The sequence below is a fragment of the Aliiroseovarius sp. F47248L genome (assembly GCF_023016085.1).
Taxonomy (GTDB): Bacteria; Pseudomonadota; Alphaproteobacteria; order Rhodobacterales; family Rhodobacteraceae; genus Aliiroseovarius.
Map to the genome: position 1 here is coordinate 1,998,344 of NZ_JALKBF010000001.1, position 22,468 is coordinate 2,020,811.

The window sequence follows — 22,468 nt, forward strand, 5'->3', positions numbered from 1 at the left end:
TTCAATACAGAAACGCCGTCCCATCCGGGGCGGCGTTTTTCATTATAGGTGGGAATGCGTATTCGTAGCCTTGTTGTCAAAACCATCGACATGAGGAGCGAGATGCTTTCACAGTTTGGGCCAGAGATCTGGCTTGCTGACGGGCCATCTATCAAAGCGGCTGCCGGTTTTCACTATCCGACGCGTATGGTCGTCATCAGGTTGCATGGTCGCGATCTACTCGTATGGTCGCCCATTGCCCTAACTGATGCACTGTGCCGAGACATAGAAACACTTGGAACTGTCAGATATCTGATTGCCCCCAACACGCTGCACCACATGAATATGCCGGACTGGATCGACGCCTTTCCAAAGGCGTCACCTTTTGCCGCGCCCGGTTTACAGTCCAAACGAGCCGACATCGCCTTTGCGGGCGAGTTGACCGAGACACCGGAACCGGCTTGGACAAAAGACATAGACCACGTGATAATGACCGGAAATGCGATTACAACCGAGGTTGTATTTTTCCACCGGCCAAGCGGCACATTGCTGTTCACCGACCTTCTGCAGCAATTGCCAAAGGGGTGGTATTCGGGCTGGCGCGCACTTATTGCCCGCCTTGATCTGATGACCGAACCCGAACCTGCTGTTCCAAGAAAATTCCGCCTTGCCTTTCGCGATAAAAATGCTCTGCGCAGGTCCGTGCACAAGATAAAATCCTGGTCCCCGCGGGCTGTTGTGATGGCACATGGCACGCCCGTCACACAAAATGTACCCCCATTTCTTGACCGGGCTTTTGCGTGGGTTCCGACACCGAAGTAGCACACCGAACTCATAAGCAGTCCAGTACCACGCTATGGCATTGAAGACTCAGCCCAGATTTCAATGCGCACAGCATCTTCCCCCCGCCGGGCTTCGTATTTATAGTCCCCGTTTATAAAAAGCTGCACAACAGTCGGGGATACAGGCGTGGCGCATATTATCGTGGTCGGAAACGAAAAGGGCGGGGCTGGTAAATCCACCGTGTCCATGCATGTGGCAACAGCGCTTGCGCGGCTGGGGCATAAAGTCGGGGTGCTTGATCTGGACCTGCGCCAGAAGACATTTGGCCGCTTTGTGGAAAACCGCAAAGCCACAATGGCGCGCGCCGGGGTTGATCTCGCCACCCCTGAATACCACGACTTGCCCGAGGTCGATCCCGCCATTCTGAAACCCGGCGAAAACCCTTATGACCGCCGCTTGTCCATGGCCGTGGCCGCATTGGAAGCGGATCGGGATTTCATTATAATTGATTGCCCCGGATCGCATACCCGGCTGAGTCAGGTCGCGCATTCGCTGGCCGACACGCTGATCACGCCTTTGAATGACAGCTTTGTCGATTTCGACCTGTTGGCGCATATTGACCCCGAGACCAACAAGGTCAAAGGCCCGTCGGTCTATTCCGAGATGGTTTGGAACGCACGCCAGCTACGTGCTAAGGCGGGGTTGAAACCAATTGATTGGATCGTCGTGCGCAACCGCCTGGGCGCGCAGATGATGCACAACAAGAAAAAGATGGGCGATGCGGTGGAAGACCTGTCCAAGCGGATCGGCTTTCGCGTGGCCCCCGGTTTTAACGAGCGTGTCATCTTCCGCGAACTGTTCCCGCGTGGGCTGACCCTGCTTGATTTGCGCGACATCGGTGTGGTGGGGCAGATGAACATCTCGAACGTGGCCGCGCGCCAGGAATTGCGCGAGCTGATGAAGGCGTTGAACCTGCCTGGTGTCGAGGTGAAGATCTAACCGGGCCCCTCCGCGTTTTCCCCCTTTCCGTAGGGCTTGGCCCCGACTACGCTCGCCGTCATGTTGCGTTTTGTCCTGACCCGCGCCTTGTCGCTTGGCCTCAGCCTTGTGGTCGCCTCGTTGGTGATCTTCGCGATGATCGAGGTCATTCCGGGCGATCCCGCCTCGTTCATGCTGGGTCTGAACGCACAACCCGAAGCCGTCGCGGCACTGCGGGACGATCTCGGGCTGAACGGGTCGCTGGTCGCGCGTTACCTTGGCTGGGTCGGCGGGCTGGTGACGGGCGATTTCGGAATTTCCTATACCTATCGCGTTCCGGTGTCCGAGCTTGTGGTGGAGCGGTTGCAGGTCTCGCTTCCCCTTGCGCTTTTCGCACTTGGACTGTCCACGCTGATCGCCATCCCGATCGGCATGTTTGCCGCCACGCGGCGCGGGCAGGTTTCGGATTACGCGATCATGGGGACTACGCAATTGGGCATCGCGGTGCCGAATTTCTGGTTTGCCATGCTGCTGGTCATGCTCTTCGCCGTCCAGCTTCGCTGGTTTTCTGCCGGAGGGTTTCCGGGTTGGGACAAAGGGATCGGCCCCGCGATGAAGGCGCTGACGCTGCCCGCCGTGGCACTTGCTTTGCCGCAGGCGTCTATTCTCGCCCGCGTCATGCGGTCATCGCTTTTGGATGTGCTTCATCAAGATTACATGCGCACCGCCCGCGCCAAGGGATTGACCATGGCTCAGGCCACCCGCCGTCATGCCCTGCGCAACGCGTTGATCCCAGTTCTGACCATCATCGGATTGCAATTCAGCTTCCTGCTAGCCGGTGCGATCATCATCGAGAACGTCTTTTTCCTGCCCGGCCTTGGGCGGCTGATCTTTCAGGCGATCACCCAGCGTGACCTTGTGGTTGTGGAAAGCGTCGTGATGCTGCTGGTCTTTGCCGTGATCCTAGTAACCTTCCTGGTCGATGTGGCCTATGCCGTTGTCGATCCCCGCCTGCGGAGGCGCAGATGACCCGCCTGCCCGCCCAGCTATGGATCGGCGCGGTGCTCAGCGCCGCGCTGCTGGCAACCGCGCTGATCTCTTTCATCTGGACGCCCTATGACGTAACCACGCTGAACATCGCCGCCAAGCTGCGCGCCCCATCCGCCGAGTATCTGTTGGGGACCGACCATTTCGGGCGTGACCTTCTGTCGATGCTGATGGAGGGTGGGCGCATTTCCATCGCCGTCGCCGTTCTGGCCGTCGGCATCGGCATGGCCGTCGGCGTGCCGCTGGGTCTTCTGGCCGCCGCCCATCGTGGCGGGGGGCTGGACGAGGTGATCATGCGAGGCAACGACCTGATCTTTGCCTTCCCCGCGCTGGTCATCGCTATCCTGATCACCGCGACCTTCGGCCCCTCGGCCACCAACGCGATCATCGCCATCGGTATTTTCAACATCCCCGTATTTGCCCGTGTCGCCCGAGGTGGCGCGCTGACGATCTGGACACAGGAATTCATCATGGCCGCACGGGTGGCGGGCAAGGGCAAGGTGCGGATCAGTATCGAACACATCCTGCCCAACATCGCAAACCTTCTGATCGTGCAGGGCACCATCCAGTTTTCACTGGGCATTTTGGCCGAAGCCGGGCTGAGCTATGTGGGCCTTGGCGCGCAGCCCCCGACCGCCAGTTGGGGCCGGATGCTGGCCGAGGCGCAGACCATGATCTATTCCCACCCGCGCTTGGCCATCGCGCCGGGACTGGCGATTGTCGTAATGGTGCTGGGTCTGAACCTTATGGGTGACGGGCTGCGTGACCTGCTTGATCCCCGTATCAGAAGGGCACGCGCATGATCCGCATCGAAGACCTTGCCCTGTCCATCCACGGCGTTCCGATACTGCGTGAGGTGGACCTGACGATTGCGCCCAGTCAGGTGGTCGGGCTGGTCGGCGAAAGCGGGTCGGGCAAGTCGATGACGGCGCTGGCCCTGATGGGGCTTCTGCCGCGCGGCATGACGACTTCGGGCCAGATATGGCTGGAAGACACGGACCTTACGACGCTGGACGAAGACGCGATGTGCGACATACGCGGGCGCCGCATCTCGATGATCTTTCAAGAGCCGATGACGGCGCTGAACCCGGTCAAGACCATCGGCAATCAGGTGGCCGAGACGCTGTTGATCCATGGCCGCGCCAACAGGAGCGACGCCAACCGCATCGCTGCCGAAAAACTGGCCCGGGTGGGCCTGCCGCAAGATCGTTTCCCGCTGGATCGCTATCCGCATGAGCTGTCGGGCGGGCAGCGCCAAAGGGTTTGCATCGCTATGGCCATTGCGCTGCATCCAAACCTTCTGATCGCGGACGAACCCACGACCGCGCTGGACGTGACCACACAAGCACAGATATTGGATCTGCTGAAGGAACTGGTCGCCGAAGACGGCATGGGGCTTTTGCTGATCACCCACGACCTGGCTGTGGTGGCGGGTATGGCCGATCATGTGGCCGTCATGCGCAAAGGCGAGATCGTTGAGCAGGCCGAAACCGAGACGCTGTTTCGAACCATGGCCCACCCCTATACGCGCCAGTTGCTTGAGGCGTCAGGCCATGTGCCAGACGGTCAGGCCATTCCGCAAGATGCCCCGCTTCTAGAGGTGCGCAGCGCGGTGCGCGACTACCCTCTGCCGCGCACTTCCTTGTTCGCGCCAGCCCCGCAATTTCGCGCCGTGGACGGGGTCAGCTTCACGCTGAACAAGGGCGAAAGCCTTGGGCTGGTCGGTGAAAGTGGCTGCGGGAAATCGACGCTCAGCCGCGCCATTCTGGGGTTGGAGCCGTTGCAGAGCGGGGAAATCCTGTTGAACGGCACGCCCATTGCCCCCGACATGCCGCCTGCCCGCCGCGCAGGGCTGCAAGTGGTGTTTCAAGACCCGTACGGCAGCTTCAATCCCCGCTGGACCGTCGAACGACTGGTCGCCGAGCCCTTTCACCTGTTGGGCAGCCGCCCCCATGACTGGCGCGACCGCGTGCGCAATGCGCTGGCCGAGGTGGGCTTGGACGCAGACGCCATGACCCGCTTTCCGCACGAGTTTTCCGGCGGGCAGCGTCAACGCATCGCCATCGCCCGCGCCCTGATCCTGCGCCCGGAACTGATCATCCTGGACGAAGCCGTGTCTGCACTCGATGTCTCGATCCGCGCCGGTATCCTCGACCTGCTGGCTGACCTTCAAGCGCGTCACGGAATGGGCTATCTGTTCATCAGCCATGACCTTGGCGTCGTACGCTCGATCACAGACCGGGTGCTGGTGATGAAGGCAGGCAAGATCGTCGAGGACGGCGCGACCGAGGCCGTCTTTGCCGCGCCCCAACACGCCTATACACAAACCCTGATCAACGCCGCGCCGGTCATTCCGCCCGCGTGGAAGGAGGCTTAAGATGAAAGACCTTTGGTTCGATCCGACCGAGATTTTGATCAGCGGGGTGTGGTGCAAGACCGAGCGCACATTGCCCGTCGAAGACCCGTCAACCGGCGATGTCTTCACCCAGATCGCGTGTGGCACGGCGCGCGACATCGACGCCGCCGTGACCGCTGCGCAATCCGCGATGGACGGCGACTGGGGCCGGATGACCGCAACCGAGCGCGGGCGCATCCTGACCCGGATCGGGCGGCTCGTGGAAACACGCGTGGAGGAGTTGACCGCGCTTGAATCACGCGACGTGGGCAAACCGCTGACCCAGGCGAAGAACGATGCCGTGGCGCTGGCACGGTACATGGAGTTCTACGGAGGGGCCGCCGACAAGGTGATGGGCGACACCATCCCCTATCTGGACGGCTACACCGTCTATACCCTGCGCGAACCGCATGGCGTCACGGGGCATATCGTTCCGTGGAACTACCCGATGCAGATCATCGGACGCTCGGTCGGGGCGGCACTGGCGATGGGCAATGCCTGTGTGTTGAAACCCGCAGAAGAAGCCTGCCTGACCGCATTGGCCTTCGCCCGGCTGGCCGAGGAGGCCGGGTTGCCCAAGGGTGCGCTGAACGTTGTGACTGGGTTGGGCGAGGAAGCAGGTGCGGCACTGTCCGCTCACCCGGGCGTGGACCACATCAGCTTTACCGGATCTGTGCCGGTGGGCGGTTTGGTGCAAGCCGCCGCCGCGCAAAACGTGGTGCCGGTGACGTTGGAGCTAGGCGGCAAGTCGCCCCAGCTTGTGTTCGACGATGCTGATCTGGACGCGGCCCTGCCCTTTTTGGTGGGCGCGTGTATCCAGAACGCGGGTCAGACCTGCTCGGCCAGTTCACGGGTGCTGGTGCAGCGCGCCGTCTATGACGACGTGGTGGCGCGGATGGGTGCGGCCTATGACGCCTTGCAGGTTGGTCCGGCCAGTGCAGACCGGAATGTTGGCCCCTTGATCTCGGCCCGCCAAAAAGAGATCGTCGAAACCTTCCTTGCGAAAGGCCGCGATCTGCGCGTGGCCGGGCGCGGGCAGATAACAGACGTCCCCGAAGGTGGGCATTACGTGGCCCCAACCCTGTTTGCCGATGTGCCGCCAGACCATCCGCTGGCGCGTGACGAGGTGTTCGGCCCGGTGCAGGTCATCATCCCGTTCGACACCGAAGAAGAAGCCGTGCAGATCGCGAATTCCACCGATTACGGTCTGGTCGCCAGCATCTGGACCGCCGACGGTGCGCGCCAGATGCGACTGGCCAAACGGCTGCGTGCGGGACAAGTGTTCATCAACAATTATGGCGCGGGCGGCGGGGTGGAGTTGCCCTTCGGGGGCGTCGGCAAATCCGGTCATGGGCGCGAAAAGGGGTTCGAGGCGCTTTACGGCTTCTCGCAACTGAAAACCATCGCCGCGAAGCACGGGTAAGGCATGGGCGCGCGGCTGAAACTGTCGAACAAGCAGGCGCGGCACCTGTGGCTGTGGACCAACGCGTTGTCGGACACGCCCACCGGCGCGCTGGACCTTGACGTAATCATCTGGCGGTTGGGGTTTGTGCAGATCGACACGATCCGTAACGTAACCCGCGCGCACAACCATATCCTGTGGAGCCGCAATCAGAACGTGCGCGAAGGGATGATCTGGGACCGGCTGGCCAAGCGCGACGTGTTCGAGCATTTCACCCATGACGCCAGCCTGATCGACAGGCGTGTTCTGCCCTTCTGGCGGCGGCAGTTCGACCGTCTGGGCGCGCGGGTGGGGCGCCATGACTGGTATCAATCCGGGTTGGGACAAGCCCAGATCGCCGAGATCCGACAACGCATCACGGACGAAGGTGCATTGTCCACCCACGCCTTCGACACCAAGGTTGAAAAGCGCGAGATGTGGGCGCGCCCACCGCACAAGAAAGCGCTGGACCAGATGTGGTATGCGGGCGAACTGGCAACCTGCCACCGCGAGAATTTCGTGAAGTTCTATGATCTGGGCGAACGGGTGTTCCCCGAGCATGACCCTGTCGAAGATGCCCACGCCGTCGACTGGCTGTGCTCTGCCGCGATGGATCGGCTGAGTTTCGGCACGAGCGGCGAGGTGGGTCGGTTCTGGGACGCGATGAGCGCTCGTGAGGCGAAAAACTGGTGTGACGCCGCCGAACTGGTGCCGGTCGAAATTGAAACCGCTGATCGAGGCAGCGTCACCGCCCTTGCCCATCCGGATATCGAAACGCGGCTCGCCATCCTGCCCGCACCCACCACGCGGCTGCGCATTCTGAACCCGTTCGACCCGGCCATCCGCGACCGCGCCAGGTTGGATCGTCTGTTCGGCTTCGACTACCGCAACGAAATGTTCGTCCCCAAGCCCAAGCGGCGCTGGGGCTATTACGTCTATCCTCTGCTGGAAGGCGACCGCTTCGTCGGGCGAATTGAATTGAAGGCAGACCGCAAGACCGGGCATTTGACGGTCGTCGGTTTTTGGCCAGAAACGGGCGTGCGCTGGACGCCGCCGCGGCAAACTAAACTGGAGGCTGAACTGACCCGGTTCGCGTGTTTTGCCGGGTTGAATCAGGTGCTCTGGCAGACAGCGTGCACCTGACTTGCACCGCCCGGCAAATCGGCGCAAGCTTGCTGCGACTAACAAGGGGGATTGGATGCGACTTCAGGGGAAAACGGCTATCGTGACCGGCGGCGCATCTGGCTTCGGCGCTGGTATTGTTGGCAAGTTCGCAGCCGAGGGCGCGCGCGTGATGGTCGCCGACCTGAACGACGATCTGGCGCGCACGGTGGCCGCCGAGGTGAACGGCGTGGCTCATCACGTCGATGTCTCCAGCGGGGACAGCGTGGCCCAAATGGCGCGCGCGGCACACGAGCTTTGGGGCCATGTGGACATCATCGTGAACAACGCGGGCATCACCCATTTGCCCAAACCGATGGAAGAGGTTGACGAGGGCGAGTTCGACCGAGTCTTCGCCGTCAACGCCAAATCGGTTTACCTGATGGCGCGTTATTTCGTGCCGTCGATGAAGGCGGCGGGCACCGGCGCGATTCTGAATGTCGCTTCAACCGCTGGCCTCAGCCCGCGCCCGAACCTGAATTGGTATAACGCCTCGAAAGGCTGGATGATCACCGCGACCAAGGCAATGGCGGTCGAACTGGCCCCGCATGGCATCCGCGTCAACGCGATCTGTCCGGTGGCGGGCGAGACCCCGCTTTTATCCAGTTTCATGGGTGAAGACACGCCCGAGATGCGCGCGAAATTCCTGTCCACCATCCCGCTGGGCCGGTTCTCGACCCCCGAGGACATGGGTAACGCGGCGTGTTTCCTGTGCTCGAATGAGGCGTCGATGGTGACAGGGGTGGCGATGGAAGTCGACGGGGGGCGATGTATCTGATGAAGCCCGGACCTAAGAACCTGATTACCGATGTGGACGGCCTTCGCGTCGGCAATGCTGAGGATCACCTGATCAAAACCGGCGCGACCGTGTTAGTCGGGGATGCACCGTTCACGGCGGGCGTGCACATCATGGGCGGCGCGCCGGGCACGCGCGAAACCGCCCTGCTGGCGCCCGACAAGCTGGTACAACAGGTCGATGCGTTGGTTCTGTCAGGCGGTTCGGCCTTCGGGCTTGATGCAGCGTCTGGTGTGGTGGACGGGCTGCGCGCGCAGGGGCGCGGGTTTCAGGTGGGCGACCAGCGGGTGCCAATCGTGCCGGGCGCAATCCTGTTTGATCTTCTGAACGGCGGCGATAAGGGCTGGGCCGAGAACCCCTACAAGGCTTTGGGACGCGCAGCGCTGGAGGCCGCCAGCACGGACTTCGCGCTTGGCACGACTGGTGCAGGCACCGGGGCGACGGTTGAGGGGCTGAAGGGCGGACTTGGCTCGGCCTCACTGGTTTTGAACTGCGGTATCACCGTGGGCGCTTTGGTGGCCGTGAATGCTTTGGGTGCAGTGACAATGGGCGACGATCCTGCCTTCTGGGCCGCCCTCTGGGAAATGAACGGCGAATTCGGCAATCGCGGAATGGGCACCCATAACCCGACCATTGAACCTCACCCCGAGGCGCGCATGGGCGAAAACACCACCATCGCGATCATTGCAACCGATGCCGACCTGACCCAAGCACAAGCCACCCGGCTGGCCACTGCCGCCCATGACGGAATGGCGCGCGCGATCCATCCCAGCCATACACCATTTGATGGCGACCTGATCTTTGCCGCTGCCACCGGTGCACGCACCCTGCCCGACGCAGGCTTTGGCGCGCTGCGCCTGGGTCATGCCGCCGCCACCTGTCTGGCCCGCGCCATCGCCCGCGGCGTTTACGCGGCAACGCCCGCCAAACACGACACACTGCCGACATGGACCGAGAAATTTTCCTGAGGAGTATCTTATGAAACACTTGTTCAAAGCCGTTGCTCTGGCCACTTTGCTGACACCGACCCTAGCCCAAGCAGACGAGGTGACCGACACGCTTCAAAGCGCCCTGAAAGCCTATGAAGAGGGCGACATCACCTACACGCTGGAAGAGCTTGAATACGCAAAGCAATTGCTTCAGGCAATGAAAACCGCAGACCTTGCTAAGTTCCTGCCCGAGGCACCAGATGGCTGGACCCGCGAAGTGTCGACCGAGATGAACGCGGGCCTTGCCATGATGGGCGGTGGCGCCGGGGCTGAAGCGACTTATTCGGCTGGCTCGGACGAGTTCAAGATCACCATCATGGCGAACAATCCTATGGTGGGCGCGCTATCAGGCATGTTGTCCAATGCCGGGCTGATGGGGGCGAAGCTCGAACGCGTTGGGCGAATGAAATACCTTAACCAGGATGGCGATCTATCGGGCATCGTCGATGGCCGCATCCTGATACAAGCTGAAGGCGCGGACATTGACGTGATGATCCCGGTGCTGGAAACCATCGACTACCGCGCACTTGAAGATTTCGGCCGCTGATCACGCCCCAGAAGGATTGCCACCATGTCGCTATCCGGATCTGCCAGCGGGGCGATCACGTCGAAATGGTGGCGGTTGGGAGCGATGGTCAGTTCGGCCTCGGGCCAGACCAGCGTCAAATCGCGGGCTTGATCCAGAAAGGCGGAGCGTTCGTCCGCGCCCACCCAGACCGTCGTTGGGATGCCTACACGATGATTGTTCAGGGCTGGACTTTCGGCCTGCGCTTCGGCCTCGTCCAGGTGAAGCGTGTTATTCATCTTGGTCCGCATCAGCGGTCGCAAATCACTCAGCGGCGAAATCGGCATGATCCGCGCAATCCGGTCGCGACAGGACAGAGGCACATCAATGCAATTCATCCGCGCCACCAGATGCCCGCCTGCTGAATGCCCCGCCAGATGGATGGGGCCTGCCACCTGATCAGCCGCGGCGTCAATGGCCGCTGCGACCGCCTTCGTGATCTTGGCAATACGCGCGTCTGGAGCCAGCGGATAGGACGGCAGCGCCACGGCGTATCCCTGCCCCACGGCGCCTGCGGCCAGATGCGTCCAGTCGCGGCGCCCGAACGCCATCCAATAGCCGCCATGGACGAACACCACCAGACCTTTCGCCATGCCGTCCGGCAACACCAGATCAAACGCATTCGAAGCATCTTCACCATAGGGCAGGTCCAGCCGAAGATTCTTGTGCGAGCTTCGGAAATCACCCGCCATTTTCTGCCATTTTGCGGGGAAATCCAGCCCATTCGGGATGAAATCCGCATTCGCATAGGCTATGTCGAGATTCATGACAGATATCCTGTGATTTGGTCGGGCCAGTCCCGAACGACACATGAGCTATGGGAGAGTAAAATGGCCGCCAACGCAACCGAGCTGAAAAGCTTGCTGAAAGACCCGTCCTTGGTCGAAACCCGCGCCTATGTGAACGGCGAATGGATCGACGCCGAAGACGGCGCAACCTTCGATGTCAAGAACCCCGCACGCGGCGATGTGATTGCCAAAGTGGCCGATCTGTCCCGCGACGAAGTTGCGCGCGCCATTGATTGCGCCGACAAGGCGGGCCGCGAATGGGCCAAGCGCACGGCGAAAGACCGCGCCAACATCATGCGCAAATGGTTCAACCTGATGATGGAAAATCAGGGCGACCTTGCTACCATCCTGACCGCCGAAATGGGCAAACCGCTGGCCGAAGCCACCGGCGAGATCGCCTATGGCGCCAGCTTCATCGAATGGTTCGGCGAAGAGGCAAAACGCATCTATGGCGAAACCATCCCCGGCCACCAGCCCGACAAACGCCTGATGGTGATCCGTCAGCCGATCGGCGTTGTTGCCTCGATCACGCCGTGGAACTTCCCCAACGCGATGATCACCCGCAAATGCGGCCCGGCGGTGGCCGCTGGCTGTGGTTTCGTGGGGCGTCCGGCCGCCGAAACGCCTTTGTCGGCCACCGCGCTGGCAGTTCTGGCGGATCGTGCGGGCATTCCGGCGGGTGTCTTCAACATCGTGCCCAGCTCGCGCAGTTCGGACATCGGCAAGGAGTTTTGCGAAAACCCCTTGGTGCGCAAATTGACGTTCACCGGCTCGACCAATGTGGGTCGCATCCTGTTGCGTCAGGCCGCCGATCAGGTGCTGAAATGTTCGATGGAATTGGGCGGAAACGCACCCTTCATCGTTTTCGATGACGCCGACCTGGACGCTGCTGTCGAAGGCGCCATCGCCTGCAAATTCCGCAACAACGGCCAAACCTGCGTTTGCGCCAACCGGATCTATGTGCAGGAAGGCGTCTATGACGATTTCGCTAAACGCTTCGCCAAGGCCGTGTCCGCCCTGCCCGTGGGCGACGGTCTGAATGAAGGCATCGCTCTTGGCCCGTTGATCTCGCAAGACGCGGTGGACAAGGTGCGCGAGCATGTGGCCGACGCGACCTCGAAAGGCGGCGAGATCATTTTGGGCGGCAAGGAGCACGAGAAAGGTGGGCTGTTCTTCGAACCGACCATCATCAAACACGCCACGCGTGAGATGGAGGTCGCCACGGACGAGACCTTCGGCCCGATGGCACCCTTGTTCAAGTTCAAGGATGAAGATGACGTGATCGCGCAAGCCAATGACACGATCTTCGGGCTGGCGTCGTATTTCTATGCCAACAACCTGAGCCGCGTTTACAAAGTGGCCGAGGCGCTGGAATACGGCATCGTCGGCGTGAACACCGGCATCATCTCGACCGAGACCGCACCGTTTGGCGGGGTGAAGCAATCGGGCCTTGGCCGTGAAGGATCACGCCACGGGATCGAGGATTTCCTTGAGATGAAATACATCTGCATGTCGGTGTAAACGCGTGAAAATCAAATGAATTGAAGGCGGTGGGGCAACCTGCCGCCTTTTTTCGGTTTTTGCGCCAAGGATTGACGTTTCGCCCGCGTCTTACTCTATGTGAAGATGATGACCGATCAGGACGAGGAACTGGCCGCAGCGGCGGCGACAGGGGACAGGGCCGCCTTCGCGGCCTTGCTGTCTCGCCATTATGACCGGCTGTTTGCGTTTACGTTTCGGATGACGGGAAACCGGGCGGATGCCGAGGATCTGACGCAAGATATCTGTGCCGCCCTGCCTGCCAAGCTGCATGGTTTCCGGGCAGAGGCGCGGTTTACAACGTGGCTCTACCGTGTCGCCGTGAACGCCGCCCATGACCGCCGACGCCGTGCTGCAACCCATGCGCGGGCTGCTGATGGCTGGGGCGATTGGGAAGTGAACCGGCGCGCGGCGATCCGTGAAGAGGCCGAGACGCAAGATTGGTTGACCCAAGCCATGACCGCCCTGCCCGACGAGTTGCGCGACACCGTGGCGCTGGTTCTGGGTGAGGAATTGACACAGGCACAAGCCGGCGACGTTCTGGGCCTGTCCGAAGGCACAATCGCCTGGCGGATGTCCGAAGTGAAGAAACGCCTGCGTGCGATGCGGGCTGAGGAGGACGCGATATGACCGACGATCTTGACGATCTGAAGGCCGCCCTGCACGCGGCCCCACCTGCCCCGGACGCCTCAAAGAAAGAGGCCGATCTGGCGCTAGCGATGAAAAATTTCGATGACCTCCAAGGATCGCGTGACGGCGCGCGTCCTACTTCTGACGCTCCGAAATTTGGGGCGCTTGGAAAAGGAGTTCTTACAATGTTGAATGCTTTGAACACACGCGGTGGGTTGGCTGCGACGACCGCGCTGGTGGCGGTGGGCTTTGCCGTGCTTGTGGTGATGCCGAATGTCGATCAGGTGGAATTGCCGGGGGTGTCCATGTCCCCGTCACCCACAGTCGATGACGCGCTGGTTGAACGCGAAGAAATAATCGCACAGCCTGCACCCGAACCTCTGGGAAAAGTCGCACAGCAGCCCGCACGGACGCGGTCTGACACCACGGCTGAATTGCGCGCGCAGACCGGGCAAGCCGCCCCTTCTGTTGTCGCCGAACCGTTGATGGAAGCCGACGGATCGTCTTTTGCGGACAGCGACGGTTACATCACCTATGACGAAATGCCGGGCATCCTGCCCATGCCACGGGAAGTAGGCGGCGAAGATTACGCGAACGAGGCCCCTTCTCCCCTTAAGATCGCCTCCGAAGACCCTGTCTCGACCTTCTCGATCGACGTGGACACGGCAAGCTATGCGGTGGTGCGGCGTGACCTGAAATCCGGCTATCTGCCCAACCCGGACGCGGTGCGGATTGAGGAGATGGTGAACTATTTCCCCTACGCATACCCCGCGCCCGAAGGGCCGCATCCGTTCGCCCCGACCGTTACGACGATGCAAACGCCTTGGAACGCGGGCACTCAGCTAGTGCAAATCGGTATTCAGGGCGAGATGATCACCGACCGCCCGCCGCTGAACCTTGTGTTCCTCATTGACACGTCCGGGTCGATGTCGGACCCCGACAAGCTGCCGCTTCTGAAGCAAAGCCTGCGGCTGATGCTGTCCGAGCTGCGACCCGAAGATGAGGTCGCCATCGTCGCCTATGCAGGCAGCGCGGGCGAAGTTCTGGAACCCACCAAAGCCGCGGATCGCGCCACCATTCTGGGCGCGTTGGACCGGCTGGACGCCGGTGGATCGACGGCAGGTGCGCAAGGAATCGAACTGGCCTATCAGGTCGCCGATCGCATGGCCGCCGACGGCGAAGTTGGCCGGGTTTTGCTCACCACAGATGGTGATTTCAATGTGGGCATTCATGACCCCGACGCGCTGAAGGATTTCATCGCAGACAAGCGCGACACCGGCACCTATCTGTCCATTCTCGGCTTCGGGCGCGGCAATCTGGATGACGTGACCATGCAGGCACTCGCGCAGAACGGAAATGGGCAGGCCGCATATATCGATACGCTCGGAGAAGCGCGAAAAGTGCTGGTCGATCAGCTATCCGGCGCGCTTTACCCCCTTGCCGATGACGTAAAAATTCAAGTTGAGTTCAACCCTACCCAAGTCGCGGAATACCGTCTGATCGGCTATGAAACCCGCGCTTTGGCGCGCGAGGACTTCAACAATGACAAGGTGGACGCAGGCGAGATTGGCGCGGGTCATCAGGTCACGGCGATTTATGAGGTGACGCCGGTTGGCTCGGATGCCGTCCTGACAGACGCACTGCGCTACGCGCCCAGCCCTGACGTGGACGGATCGAACGAGTTTGGGTTCCTCAAACTGCGCTACAAACGCCCCGGCGAAGATGTGAGCGCGTTGATTGAGACGCCAATCACCGCCGCGAATGAAGCAGGCACCGAACAGCAGTTTGCCGCCGCCATTGCAGGTTTCGGGCAGCTGCTACGCGAGGACAAGTATCTTGGCGACTGGAGCTATGGTGACGCCATCGCGCTGGCCAATGGGGCCAAGGGCGACGACCCTTACGGCTACCGCGCCGAGGCTGTCACGCTGATGCGTTTAGCGGAAAGCCTATCGAAGTAACGACGCTTGACCGCGCCACGCCCTGCCCCTATTTTCCGTGTCGCTGCCCCTGCCGGGGTGGCGACATTCTCAGGGCGGGGCGAAATTCCCCACCGGTGGTCACAGCCCACGAGCGGCCCCTTTCAAAAGGGGTGTCAGCAGACCCGGCGAAATTCCGGGGCCGACGGTTAAAGTCCGGATGGAAGAGGATGGTCAAAGGCGCGACGGGTTTGCCCGCGCGCCTTGTCCTTCTGCCTTGGGTCAACGCGTAAGGAAGAAAGGACACTGCGCAATGACTCATCAACTACAACTGACCATGCCTGCAAAGGCCGCTGGTCTTATGGTTCTGGCGGGCGCAAGTTTCGCCGTCGTGAACACGGCCCTGCAAGGGGCAACGATGAAAATGGGGGCGTCCGCACCGTCGGTCACCTTCTGGCAATATCTGATCGCTTTGGCGTTTTATCTGCCCTGGGTGTTTCGCCACCGCGCGGCGGCGATGAAAACCGGGCAGGTCTGGCTGCATATCCTGCGCGTGGCATTGGCGGCGGGGGGCGTGCAGCTTTGGACGCTGGGGCTGGCACATGTGGCGATCTGGCAGGCCATCGCACTGATCCTGCTGTCGCCGTTTTTCGTGACTCTTGGCGCGGGGCTGGTGCTGCGCGAAATCGTGTCGGTGCACCGCTGGGGGGCCGTAATCCTCGGCATCATCGGCGGCGCCGTGATCTTGGAGCCTTGGTCAGATCGGTTCGAGCTTGTTGCCCTTCTGCCGGTCGGTGCCGCAGCCCTGTGGGCTGCCAGTTCGGTGGTGACGAAGTTCCTGACCCGCGCAGATGGGCCGGAAACCGTTACCATCTATCTTCTGGTTCTGCTCAGCCCGATCAACGCGGCCTTGGCGCTGGGGTCGGGGTTCGCGCTGCCTGCAGGTGCGATCTGGCTGGTCGTTGGCGCAGGGCTTTTGACCGCGCTTGCACAACACGTTCTGGTGCGCGCCTATTCACTGGCAGACGCAGCCTTCCTGCAACCGTTCGATCATCTGAAATTGGTGTTCAACGTGGTGCTGGGCTTTGCAGTGTTCGGCTTTCTGCCGACCGGGTCCATGTGGTTGGGCACGGCGATCATCCTTGCCGCCAGCTTTTACCTGCTGGAACAGGAACGTCGAACAGCGTAAAATAAAAAGCGCGGAGGTTGCCCTCCGCGCCCATCTTCTCGGGTGATCAAGTCAGAGGTCAGACTTCGATCGACTTATGCTCCAATTCCTTGGATTTCGCGATCTCGATCCGGCGCGGTTTCAACGCCTCAGGAACTTCACGCACAAGGTCGATATGCAACATGCCGTGTTCGTGAGCAGCACCTGTCACGCGCACATGGTCGGCCAGATGGAAGCGACGCTCGAATGCACGGGTGGCGATGCCACGGTGCAGATAGGTCCGTTCCTGCTCGTCGGCCTTCTTGGCCGATATCACAAGCGCGTTTTCGCGAACTTCCACTGACAATTCGTCTTCGGTAAAGCCGGCCACGGCGACCGAGATACGCCAACCGTCGTCAGCGATTTTTTCAATGTTATAGGGCGGATAGCTTTCGCGGCTTACGTCGTTTGTCAGCACCCGATCCATCAGGTCGGCGATCTGATCAAAACCAACGGTGGCACGGTAAAGGGGCGAAAGGTCAAAGTTACGCATGGTGTCCTCCTAAAAGCGACAGTGATTGAGCCTTCCCTGTGTGGGACAGGCAGAGTTCCGGGCCCGAATTTTCAGCGCCCGTGACACAAATTTATGGAGGAATTCTGGCCCTTCAAGGGGTCAGGGTCGCAGAAATTTTGCGCCAGCGTCGTTCGATTGCCCGACCCCCAAGCGGCGCGGCTGAAAACCGGTCTTGCCAATCACACCTTTACCAGCCCGCAGGGCACGCTTGACCTCTGCCACACGCTCAAACAATTCCGAGCCATAGGCAATATTGTTTCGCTGCCCCGTCGTGCCTGCGGAAACCAGTGACACGATGCGTTGCCGTCGTGCAGTATCATCAAACACGGGCGCTCCGCTGGACCCAAACGTGACATCACAATCAAATGCCAGCAAACCCGCCCCCCGACCCAATACATCACAGACCGCTTGGCGGGACAGCGCTGCATCCCGCCCATTCCCATAGCTGACAACAGACACCTTACGCTTGGATCGCGGCAATAGCGCAACCACGAACGGGGCTGCAACCGCCGCTGCAATCGGTTCATCCAGTTGCACCAATCCTACATCGTTGCGGATATTCTTAGCCGTCATGACCTGATCAGAATCATAGCCCGGATGCATGATCGCCAGTTTGGCATTTCGGCTTGCGACCGCGAGCCCGTCCCGCAAACCAGCCCTGAACTGCAGCCCCTTCACATGCCCCGTACGGGCAACACCACGCAGACAATGGGCTGCGGTCAGAACAAGGTCAGTGGCAATCAGCACTCCGGTGCAATAGCCGTCTTGTCCAAAATCCAGACGCCCGACAGCCTCATAGCCAAACAAATCTTCACGCTGGGTTAAACGGTCTAGTCCCTTGCTTTCTTCAGCTATTACCGTAGAAAGTGAAGCCATAGTTATCGACGCTGAAAGAATAAATCCGCGCAGATCGGCCATCATGGGCGCAGGAATTTTGCACCACCCGGACCAGCAGCGCCCGTTCCAAAGGTGCTGACGGGTGGACGCGACACGGGCTGCATACGTGTGAAGACACCATCCCCATCAGCAAGCATCTGCATCAGCTCCGCCAGCGGCTTTTCAAGGCTGGTCCCCAATGACACAGGAATATCGCGCACCATCGCCTTGGCCGAAATCACGGACACGATCGCGGGTTTTCCGTCCTGCACGACGAAAACGGGTGCACCTGAGGACCCGAAGTCAACCGAACAACTCATCACCAGCGCCCCGCTTTGTCGCGCCAGTACCTTACACATTTCCTGCAAAGCCGGGCTTTCAGAACGATTATGTGCATAGGACACGACACCTACTTCAGCCCCCTTGCGCGGACGGGAATGAATGGCAAATGGTCTGACCGAGCTTTTGCGAATTGGCTGATCCAGTTCCAGCACCGCAAGGTCATTCACAACACGAGCGGCTCTGTCATCGGTGGTAAACGTGAAATCAGGATGGACAACCGCCCGTCGCACCCCGCGATAGGCTGAGGCCCGCCCGTTGCGCCAGCCTGCCAGAAACTGAATTTCTTCAGGTCTGACACGTGCGCCGGTGATCTTATCATACATGCAATGCGCGGCGGTCAGCACCAGATTTTCGCCGATCATCGCGCCGGTGCACAATCCACCCGCACCGATGTTCAACCGCCCCACACCTTCCCAGCCCCGGCTTTCATCCCCCGTCATTAGGGTGCGAAGAGGGGACGGATCTGATGCGATCAACGGGTTGGCGAGCCACAAGCCCACCGCCATCATAGCAATTAGTTTCTTCATTTTTCTGCCTCTGGTGGGGCGGTTCTTCCACCCTCTGATCATATGTTTAGGGCGAAAATAGGGGCAGGAAAAAGAAAAAACTGTCATGATCCGGTCAATTTGCGCGGCTGTGGCCCACCGGTTGCCCAATCGAGCAGTTCAACGGTGTGAACCACAGGGATGCCTGTGCCCGATCCGATCTGTATCATGCAACCAATGTTGCCGGCGGCGATGATCTCGGGCGTTTTGGCTTCCAGATTGGTGACCTTGCGGCGCTTCAGTTCTTGCGAGATCGCTGGCTGCATCAGATTGTATGTCCCGGCAGAGCCACAACACAGGTGAGCATCGACGGGTTCCACGACCTCAAATCCCGCCCGTTTCAGAAGCGTTTTCGGGTGTGTTTTGATCTGCTGGCCGTGCTGAAGACTGCAAGCCGAATGATAGGCAACCCGTTTGTTCATCTGAGCCTCGGGGATGTCCAGCGTCATCAGAAGTTCGCTGACATCCATGGCAAGCGCGGAAACCGTCGCGGCATCTTGGGCCAACGGATCATTACGGAACATGTGGCCGTAATCCTTAACCGTCGTGCCACAACCTGACGTGTTGATAACGATGGCGTCCAACCCCGCGCCGTTCTTCTCACCAATCCACGCGTTGATGTTGGCGGCGGCCTGAGCGTGGCTATCATGTTCCTTACCCATGTGGTGAGTCAGAGCGCCGCAACAGCCCATGCCTTTCGCCACCACGACCTCGCAGCCCAACCGGGTCAGCAGCCGGATGGTCGCGTCGTTGATGTCGGTGTCCAGCGCCTTCTGCGCGCAACCGGTCAGCAAGGCCACACGCTTCTTGCGCACGCCCTTGGCCGGAAAAGTCTGAGGTTTGTCGTTCGGACTGGGCTTGGGCAACTTTGGCGGAGCCATTTCCAGCATCGCTTCCAGACGCGGGTCAGGCATGAACTTGCGCAAGGGCCGTCCAAGACGCGCGGCCTGCATCGCCAGCCGGAACCGGCCCGGATAGGGGATGATCTGCGCCAGTGTCCAGCGCAGCACCCTGTCAAACAGCGGGCGTTTATAGGTCTTCTCGATATGCGCGCGGGCGTGGTCGATCAGATGCATGTAATGCACACCAGACGGACAGGTGGTCATGCAGGCAAGGCAGGACAGGCACTTGTCCACATGCTCGACCGTTTTCTTGTCGGCGGGGCGTCCGGCCTCCAACATATCCTTGATCAGATAGATGCGTCCGCGCGGGCTGTCGAGCTCGTCGCCCAGAACCAGATAACTGGGGCACGTCGCCGTGCAGAACCCGCAATGCACGCAGGACCGCAGGATCTCGTTGGCTCGCTTGATCGCGGGATCCTTCAACTGTTCCTCAGTGAAATGCGTTTGCATGTCAGGCTCCCATCAGACCGGGGTTCAGGATGCCGCGCGGGTCGAATTTCGCACGCAGGCCTTGGGTGAGCGCCGCGATTGGTGCGGGTTCCGGGTGAAACACGGGCACCGATGCGCGCGTTTCTGCATTTGCGCGGATCAGTGTTGCGTGACCGCCGATATGGCTCAGGTCCTCGCGGATCATCTGGGCGCCGGCATCGCCTTCATCTGCGACGCGCAGCCAGACCAGCCCGCCGCCCCAGTCGTAAATCGCATCAGGCGATAGCGCGCCCAGTTCGCTGACAAGCGCTGGCCCATCCGACGGTTTCACCGAAATGCGCCAGACCGCACCGTCTTTTCCGGCAAAAGGTGTGACGTCGCGCAAATCGGACCAGAGGGCCGCCGACGCCTCGCCCTCGACCACATCGAAGCCTTTCAAAACGCCGTCCTGCAAGGCTTTGGCGCGATAGGCTACTGATTGCTCCAAGCCTTCGAGCCGGATCATCGTCCGCCTATTCATCTGCGCGGCCCCTGTCACGTCGAACGGCGATCCAAGTGCCGCAGCCATCGACGCGACGGCGGTTTCAGAGGCTTCATCGTCGCAGATTAACGTCGCCTCGGTTTCAGGAATGGCGAGCACTTTCAGGCTGACCTCGGTCAACACGCCCAACGAGCCCCAGCTTCCGGTCATCAGCTTCACCAGATCATAGCCGGTCACGTTTTTCATCACGCGCCCACCGTTTTTCAACACCTGACCCTGCCCGTCCACAAAGCGAACGCCAAGACAGAAATCGCGGGCGGCCCCAACCTGAATGCGGCGCGGGCCAGAAGCGTTTGTGGCAATCACCCCGCCGATGGTCGACGCACCCTTGGTGCCCAACAGCGCGCGCATTTCGCCCGGTTCAAAGGCAAGCCGCTGGCCCTCGGCGGCGAGCAGCGTTTTAATTTCTGACAATGGCGTTCCGGCGCGCGCCACCAGCGTCAGCGCGCCGGGTTCGTAAAGGGTGACGCCGGTCAGACCGCGTGTCGAAAGCTCTGTCCCATCAACCGGCTCGCCGATATCGCGGGTGCCACCGCCTTGAACGCGCAAGGGGCCATTGGCCGCGGCAATCGCCTCGGCCAACTCTGCTTCTGTCGTGGGGTTCATGACGCGCGCCTTGTATCCGTGAACGCCAAGGGGAACACCTTGGCCGGGTTCAAAAGCCAATTCGGATCGAACACGTCTTTCACCGCCAATTGGATTTCGAGATCATTTTGGTTGTATTGTGAAACCATCAACTCTCTTTTTTCTACTCCGACCCCGTGTTCGCCCGTCAGGCATCCGCCAACCTCAACACAAAGCTTCAGAATGTCGGCTCCGAAAGCCTCGCACTTCTCAAGATCACCGGGTTTGTTGGCATCAAACAGGATCAGCGGATGCATGTTTCCGTCGCCCGCGTGAAAGACATTGCCGACATCCAGCCCGTATTCCTTCGACATTTCACGAATACGCCGCAGTACCAAAGGCAACTCCGAGACCGGGATCGTGCCGTCTAAGCACATATAGTCATTGATCTGACCCATCGCGCCGAACGCAGACTTGCGCCCCAACCAGATTTTCGCGCTTTCCTCGGCCGAGGTACTTTCGCGCAGTTCCACCGGATTGTGGGTGCGTGCGATTTTCACAATGCGCGACAATTGATCGTCGATCTCGGCGTCCGAGCCTTCGACCTCGATGATCAACAGCGCCTCGCAATCGGGATAACCTGCGCCCGCGAATGCCTCTGTCGCGCGGATACAGGGGCGGTCCATAAACTCGATCGCGACGGGCAGAATGCCGGATTTGATGATGTCGGACACACAGGCGCCCGCGACCTCATTTGAATCGAAGCCGATCAACACAGGCCGCGCGCCTTCGGGTTTGGCGAGAATGCGCAATGTTGCCTCGGTCACGATGCCAAGCTGGCCCTCGGACCCGCAGATCAGCCCCAACAGGTCCAGCCCGCCTGCGTCCAGATGGCTGCCGCCGATCTCGACCACTTCACCATCCGCCATGACCATGGTCACGCCCATTAGGTTGTTGGTGGTGACGCCGTATTTCAGGCAATGTGCACCGCCCGAATTCATCGCGATGTTGCCTGCAATCGCGCAGGCCAGTTGCGAGGATGGGTCGGGCGCATAAAAGAAACCCTCTTCTTCGACCGCACCAGTGACGGACAGGTTAGTGCGCCCCGACTGCACGCGGACAAATCGGTTCGCATAGTCGGTTTCGATCACGTCGTTCAAACGGGCAACCCCAAGGATCACGCTGTCTGCTGTGGGTAGCGCGCCCCCTGCCAGCGAAGTGCCAGCGCCGCGTGGCACAACTGGCACGCCTTCTTCGTGGCAGACGCGCATGACGGCCGAAACTTCCGCCGTTGTTGCAGGCAACACCGCGCAAAGCGGCGGGCATTTATAGGCGGTCAACGCATCGCATTCATAGACGCGCGTCTCGAAAGGATCGTGCACCACCGCGCCTTTAGGTAACACCGATTGCAGGCGTTTCACGATCTGATCCTTGCGTGCAAGGATTGCGGCGTCGGGGGTCGGCATCTGCATCGGTTGCCCTCTAGAATCTACAATTGGTAAAAATATATTACCAATTTTCCAGTTTGGCAACCGATAGGA

The 22,468-nt window shown here is 60.6% G+C and carries 21 protein-coding genes and 1 riboswitch; of the genes, 14 read left to right on the forward strand and 7 right to left on the reverse strand.

Going from position 1 to position 22,468, the window contains the following annotated elements; translation table 11 throughout:
- Window positions 1-102 precede the first annotated feature (102 nt).
- The 10 genes from MWU51_RS09980 to MWU51_RS10025 all read left to right on the forward strand — a co-directional run bounded on the left by MWU51_RS09980 (window position 103) and on the right by MWU51_RS10025 (window position 10,116).
- On the forward strand, window positions 103-801 hold the full coding sequence (locus MWU51_RS09980; RefSeq protein ID WP_247036867.1) for a DUF4336 domain-containing protein: 699 nt from the start codon (window positions 103-105) through the stop codon (window positions 799-801).
- A gap of 147 nt (window positions 802-948) precedes the next feature.
- Complete coding sequence (locus MWU51_RS09985) at window positions 949-1,761, forward strand: division plane positioning ATPase MipZ (protein ID WP_247036869.1); 813 nt, start codon at window positions 949-951, stop codon at window positions 1,759-1,761.
- Window positions 1,762-1,821: 60 nt separating this feature from the next.
- Entirely contained in the window at window positions 1,822-2,769 is a 948-nt protein-coding gene (locus MWU51_RS09990; protein ID WP_247036870.1) for an ABC transporter permease, read from the forward strand.
- Window positions 2,766-3,590 carry an ABC transporter permease gene (locus MWU51_RS09995; RefSeq protein WP_247036871.1) on the forward strand — a complete coding sequence of 275 codons (825 nt, stop codon included), beginning with the start codon at window positions 2,766-2,768 and terminating at the stop codon, window positions 3,588-3,590. Before MWU51_RS09990 ends, MWU51_RS09995 begins: the two co-directional genes overlap by 4 nt.
- Entirely contained in the window at window positions 3,587-5,164 is a 1,578-nt protein-coding gene (locus MWU51_RS10000; protein ID WP_247036873.1) for a dipeptide ABC transporter ATP-binding protein, read from the forward strand. The genes MWU51_RS09995 and MWU51_RS10000 overlap by 4 nt, the downstream gene beginning before the upstream one ends.
- Before the next feature lies 1 nt (window position 5,165).
- Window positions 5,166-6,605, forward strand: coding sequence for an aldehyde dehydrogenase family protein (locus MWU51_RS10005; protein ID WP_247036875.1), 1,440 nt, complete (start codon window positions 5,166-5,168; stop codon window positions 6,603-6,605).
- A 3-nt stretch (window positions 6,606-6,608) separates the two neighbouring features.
- On the forward strand, window positions 6,609-7,766 hold the full coding sequence (locus tag MWU51_RS10010) for a crosslink repair DNA glycosylase YcaQ family protein (RefSeq protein ID WP_247036876.1): 1,158 nt from the start codon (window positions 6,609-6,611) through the stop codon (window positions 7,764-7,766).
- A 55-nt stretch (window positions 7,767-7,821) separates the two neighbouring features.
- Window positions 7,822-8,562 (forward strand): SDR family oxidoreductase, encoded by a 741-nt coding sequence (locus MWU51_RS10015; protein WP_247036877.1) that lies wholly within the window; start codon window positions 7,822-7,824, stop codon window positions 8,560-8,562.
- Window positions 8,562-9,548 carry a P1 family peptidase gene (locus MWU51_RS10020; protein WP_247036878.1) on the forward strand — a complete coding sequence of 329 codons (987 nt, stop codon included), beginning with the start codon at window positions 8,562-8,564 and terminating at the stop codon, window positions 9,546-9,548. Before MWU51_RS10015 ends, MWU51_RS10020 begins: the two co-directional genes overlap by 1 nt.
- A gap of 10 nt (window positions 9,549-9,558) precedes the next feature.
- Window positions 9,559-10,116, forward strand: a complete 558-nt coding sequence (locus MWU51_RS10025; protein ID WP_247036879.1) for a hypothetical protein — start codon at window positions 9,559-9,561, stop codon at window positions 10,114-10,116.
- On the opposite strand, the gene MWU51_RS10030 is transcribed toward MWU51_RS10025, so the two are convergent.
- Complete coding sequence (locus tag MWU51_RS10030) at window positions 10,086-10,901, reverse strand: alpha/beta hydrolase (protein WP_247036880.1); 816 nt, start codon at window positions 10,899-10,901, stop codon at window positions 10,086-10,088. The genes MWU51_RS10025 and MWU51_RS10030 overlap by 31 nt on opposite strands.
- Before the next feature lie 63 nt (window positions 10,902-10,964).
- On the opposite strand from MWU51_RS10030, the gene MWU51_RS10035 reads away from it, so the two are divergent.
- The 4 genes from MWU51_RS10035 to MWU51_RS10050 all read left to right on the forward strand — a co-directional run bounded on the left by MWU51_RS10035 (window position 10,965) and on the right by MWU51_RS10050 (window position 16,196).
- Window positions 10,965-12,443: an NAD-dependent succinate-semialdehyde dehydrogenase gene (locus tag MWU51_RS10035; RefSeq protein ID WP_247036881.1), complete on the forward strand. Its 1,479-nt coding sequence runs from the start codon at window positions 10,965-10,967 to the stop codon at window positions 12,441-12,443.
- Between the two features lie 108 nt (window positions 12,444-12,551).
- Entirely contained in the window at window positions 12,552-13,091 is a 540-nt protein-coding gene (locus tag MWU51_RS10040) for an RNA polymerase sigma factor (protein WP_247036882.1), read from the forward strand.
- Complete coding sequence (locus tag MWU51_RS10045) at window positions 13,088-15,049, forward strand: VWA domain-containing protein (protein WP_247036883.1); 1,962 nt, start codon at window positions 13,088-13,090, stop codon at window positions 15,047-15,049. Before MWU51_RS10040 ends, MWU51_RS10045 begins: the two co-directional genes overlap by 4 nt.
- 61 nt (window positions 15,050-15,110) lie before the next feature.
- Window positions 15,111-15,243, forward strand: a riboswitch (FMN riboswitch).
- A gap of 77 nt (window positions 15,244-15,320) precedes the next feature.
- A complete protein-coding gene (locus tag MWU51_RS10050) occupies window positions 15,321-16,196 on the forward strand; it encodes a DMT family transporter (RefSeq protein ID WP_247036884.1) in 876 nt (291 codons plus the stop codon).
- A 58-nt stretch (window positions 16,197-16,254) separates the two neighbouring features.
- Here MWU51_RS10050 and MWU51_RS10055 read toward each other — a convergent pair whose 3' ends face one another.
- From MWU51_RS10055 to MWU51_RS10080, 6 genes are all read right to left on the reverse strand, one after another.
- Complete coding sequence (locus tag MWU51_RS10055; RefSeq protein WP_247036885.1) at window positions 16,255-16,707, reverse strand: Hsp20 family protein; 453 nt, start codon at window positions 16,705-16,707, stop codon at window positions 16,255-16,257.
- Window positions 16,708-16,827: 120 nt separating this feature from the next.
- Window positions 16,828-17,604 carry a trypsin-like peptidase domain-containing protein gene (locus MWU51_RS10060; RefSeq protein ID WP_247036886.1) on the reverse strand — a complete coding sequence of 259 codons (777 nt, stop codon included), beginning with the start codon at window positions 17,602-17,604 and terminating at the stop codon, window positions 16,828-16,830.
- 41 nt (window positions 17,605-17,645) lie between these two features.
- On the reverse strand, window positions 17,646-18,473 hold the full coding sequence (locus MWU51_RS10065; RefSeq protein ID WP_247036887.1) for a trypsin-like serine protease: 828 nt from the start codon (window positions 18,471-18,473) through the stop codon (window positions 17,646-17,648).
- A gap of 83 nt (window positions 18,474-18,556) precedes the next feature.
- Entirely contained in the window at window positions 18,557-19,843 is a 1,287-nt protein-coding gene (gene glcF / locus MWU51_RS10070) for a glycolate oxidase subunit GlcF (protein WP_247036888.1), read from the reverse strand.
- Between the two features lies 1 nt (window position 19,844).
- Window positions 19,845-20,969, reverse strand: coding sequence for a glycolate oxidase subunit GlcE (gene glcE, locus MWU51_RS10075; RefSeq protein ID WP_247036890.1), 1,125 nt, complete (start codon window positions 20,967-20,969; stop codon window positions 19,845-19,847).
- On the reverse strand, window positions 20,966-22,399 hold the full coding sequence (locus tag MWU51_RS10080; RefSeq protein WP_247036892.1) for an FAD-linked oxidase C-terminal domain-containing protein: 1,434 nt from the start codon (window positions 22,397-22,399) through the stop codon (window positions 20,966-20,968). The genes glcE and MWU51_RS10080 overlap by 4 nt, the downstream gene beginning before the upstream one ends.
- Between the last annotated feature and the right edge of the window lie 69 nt (window positions 22,400-22,468).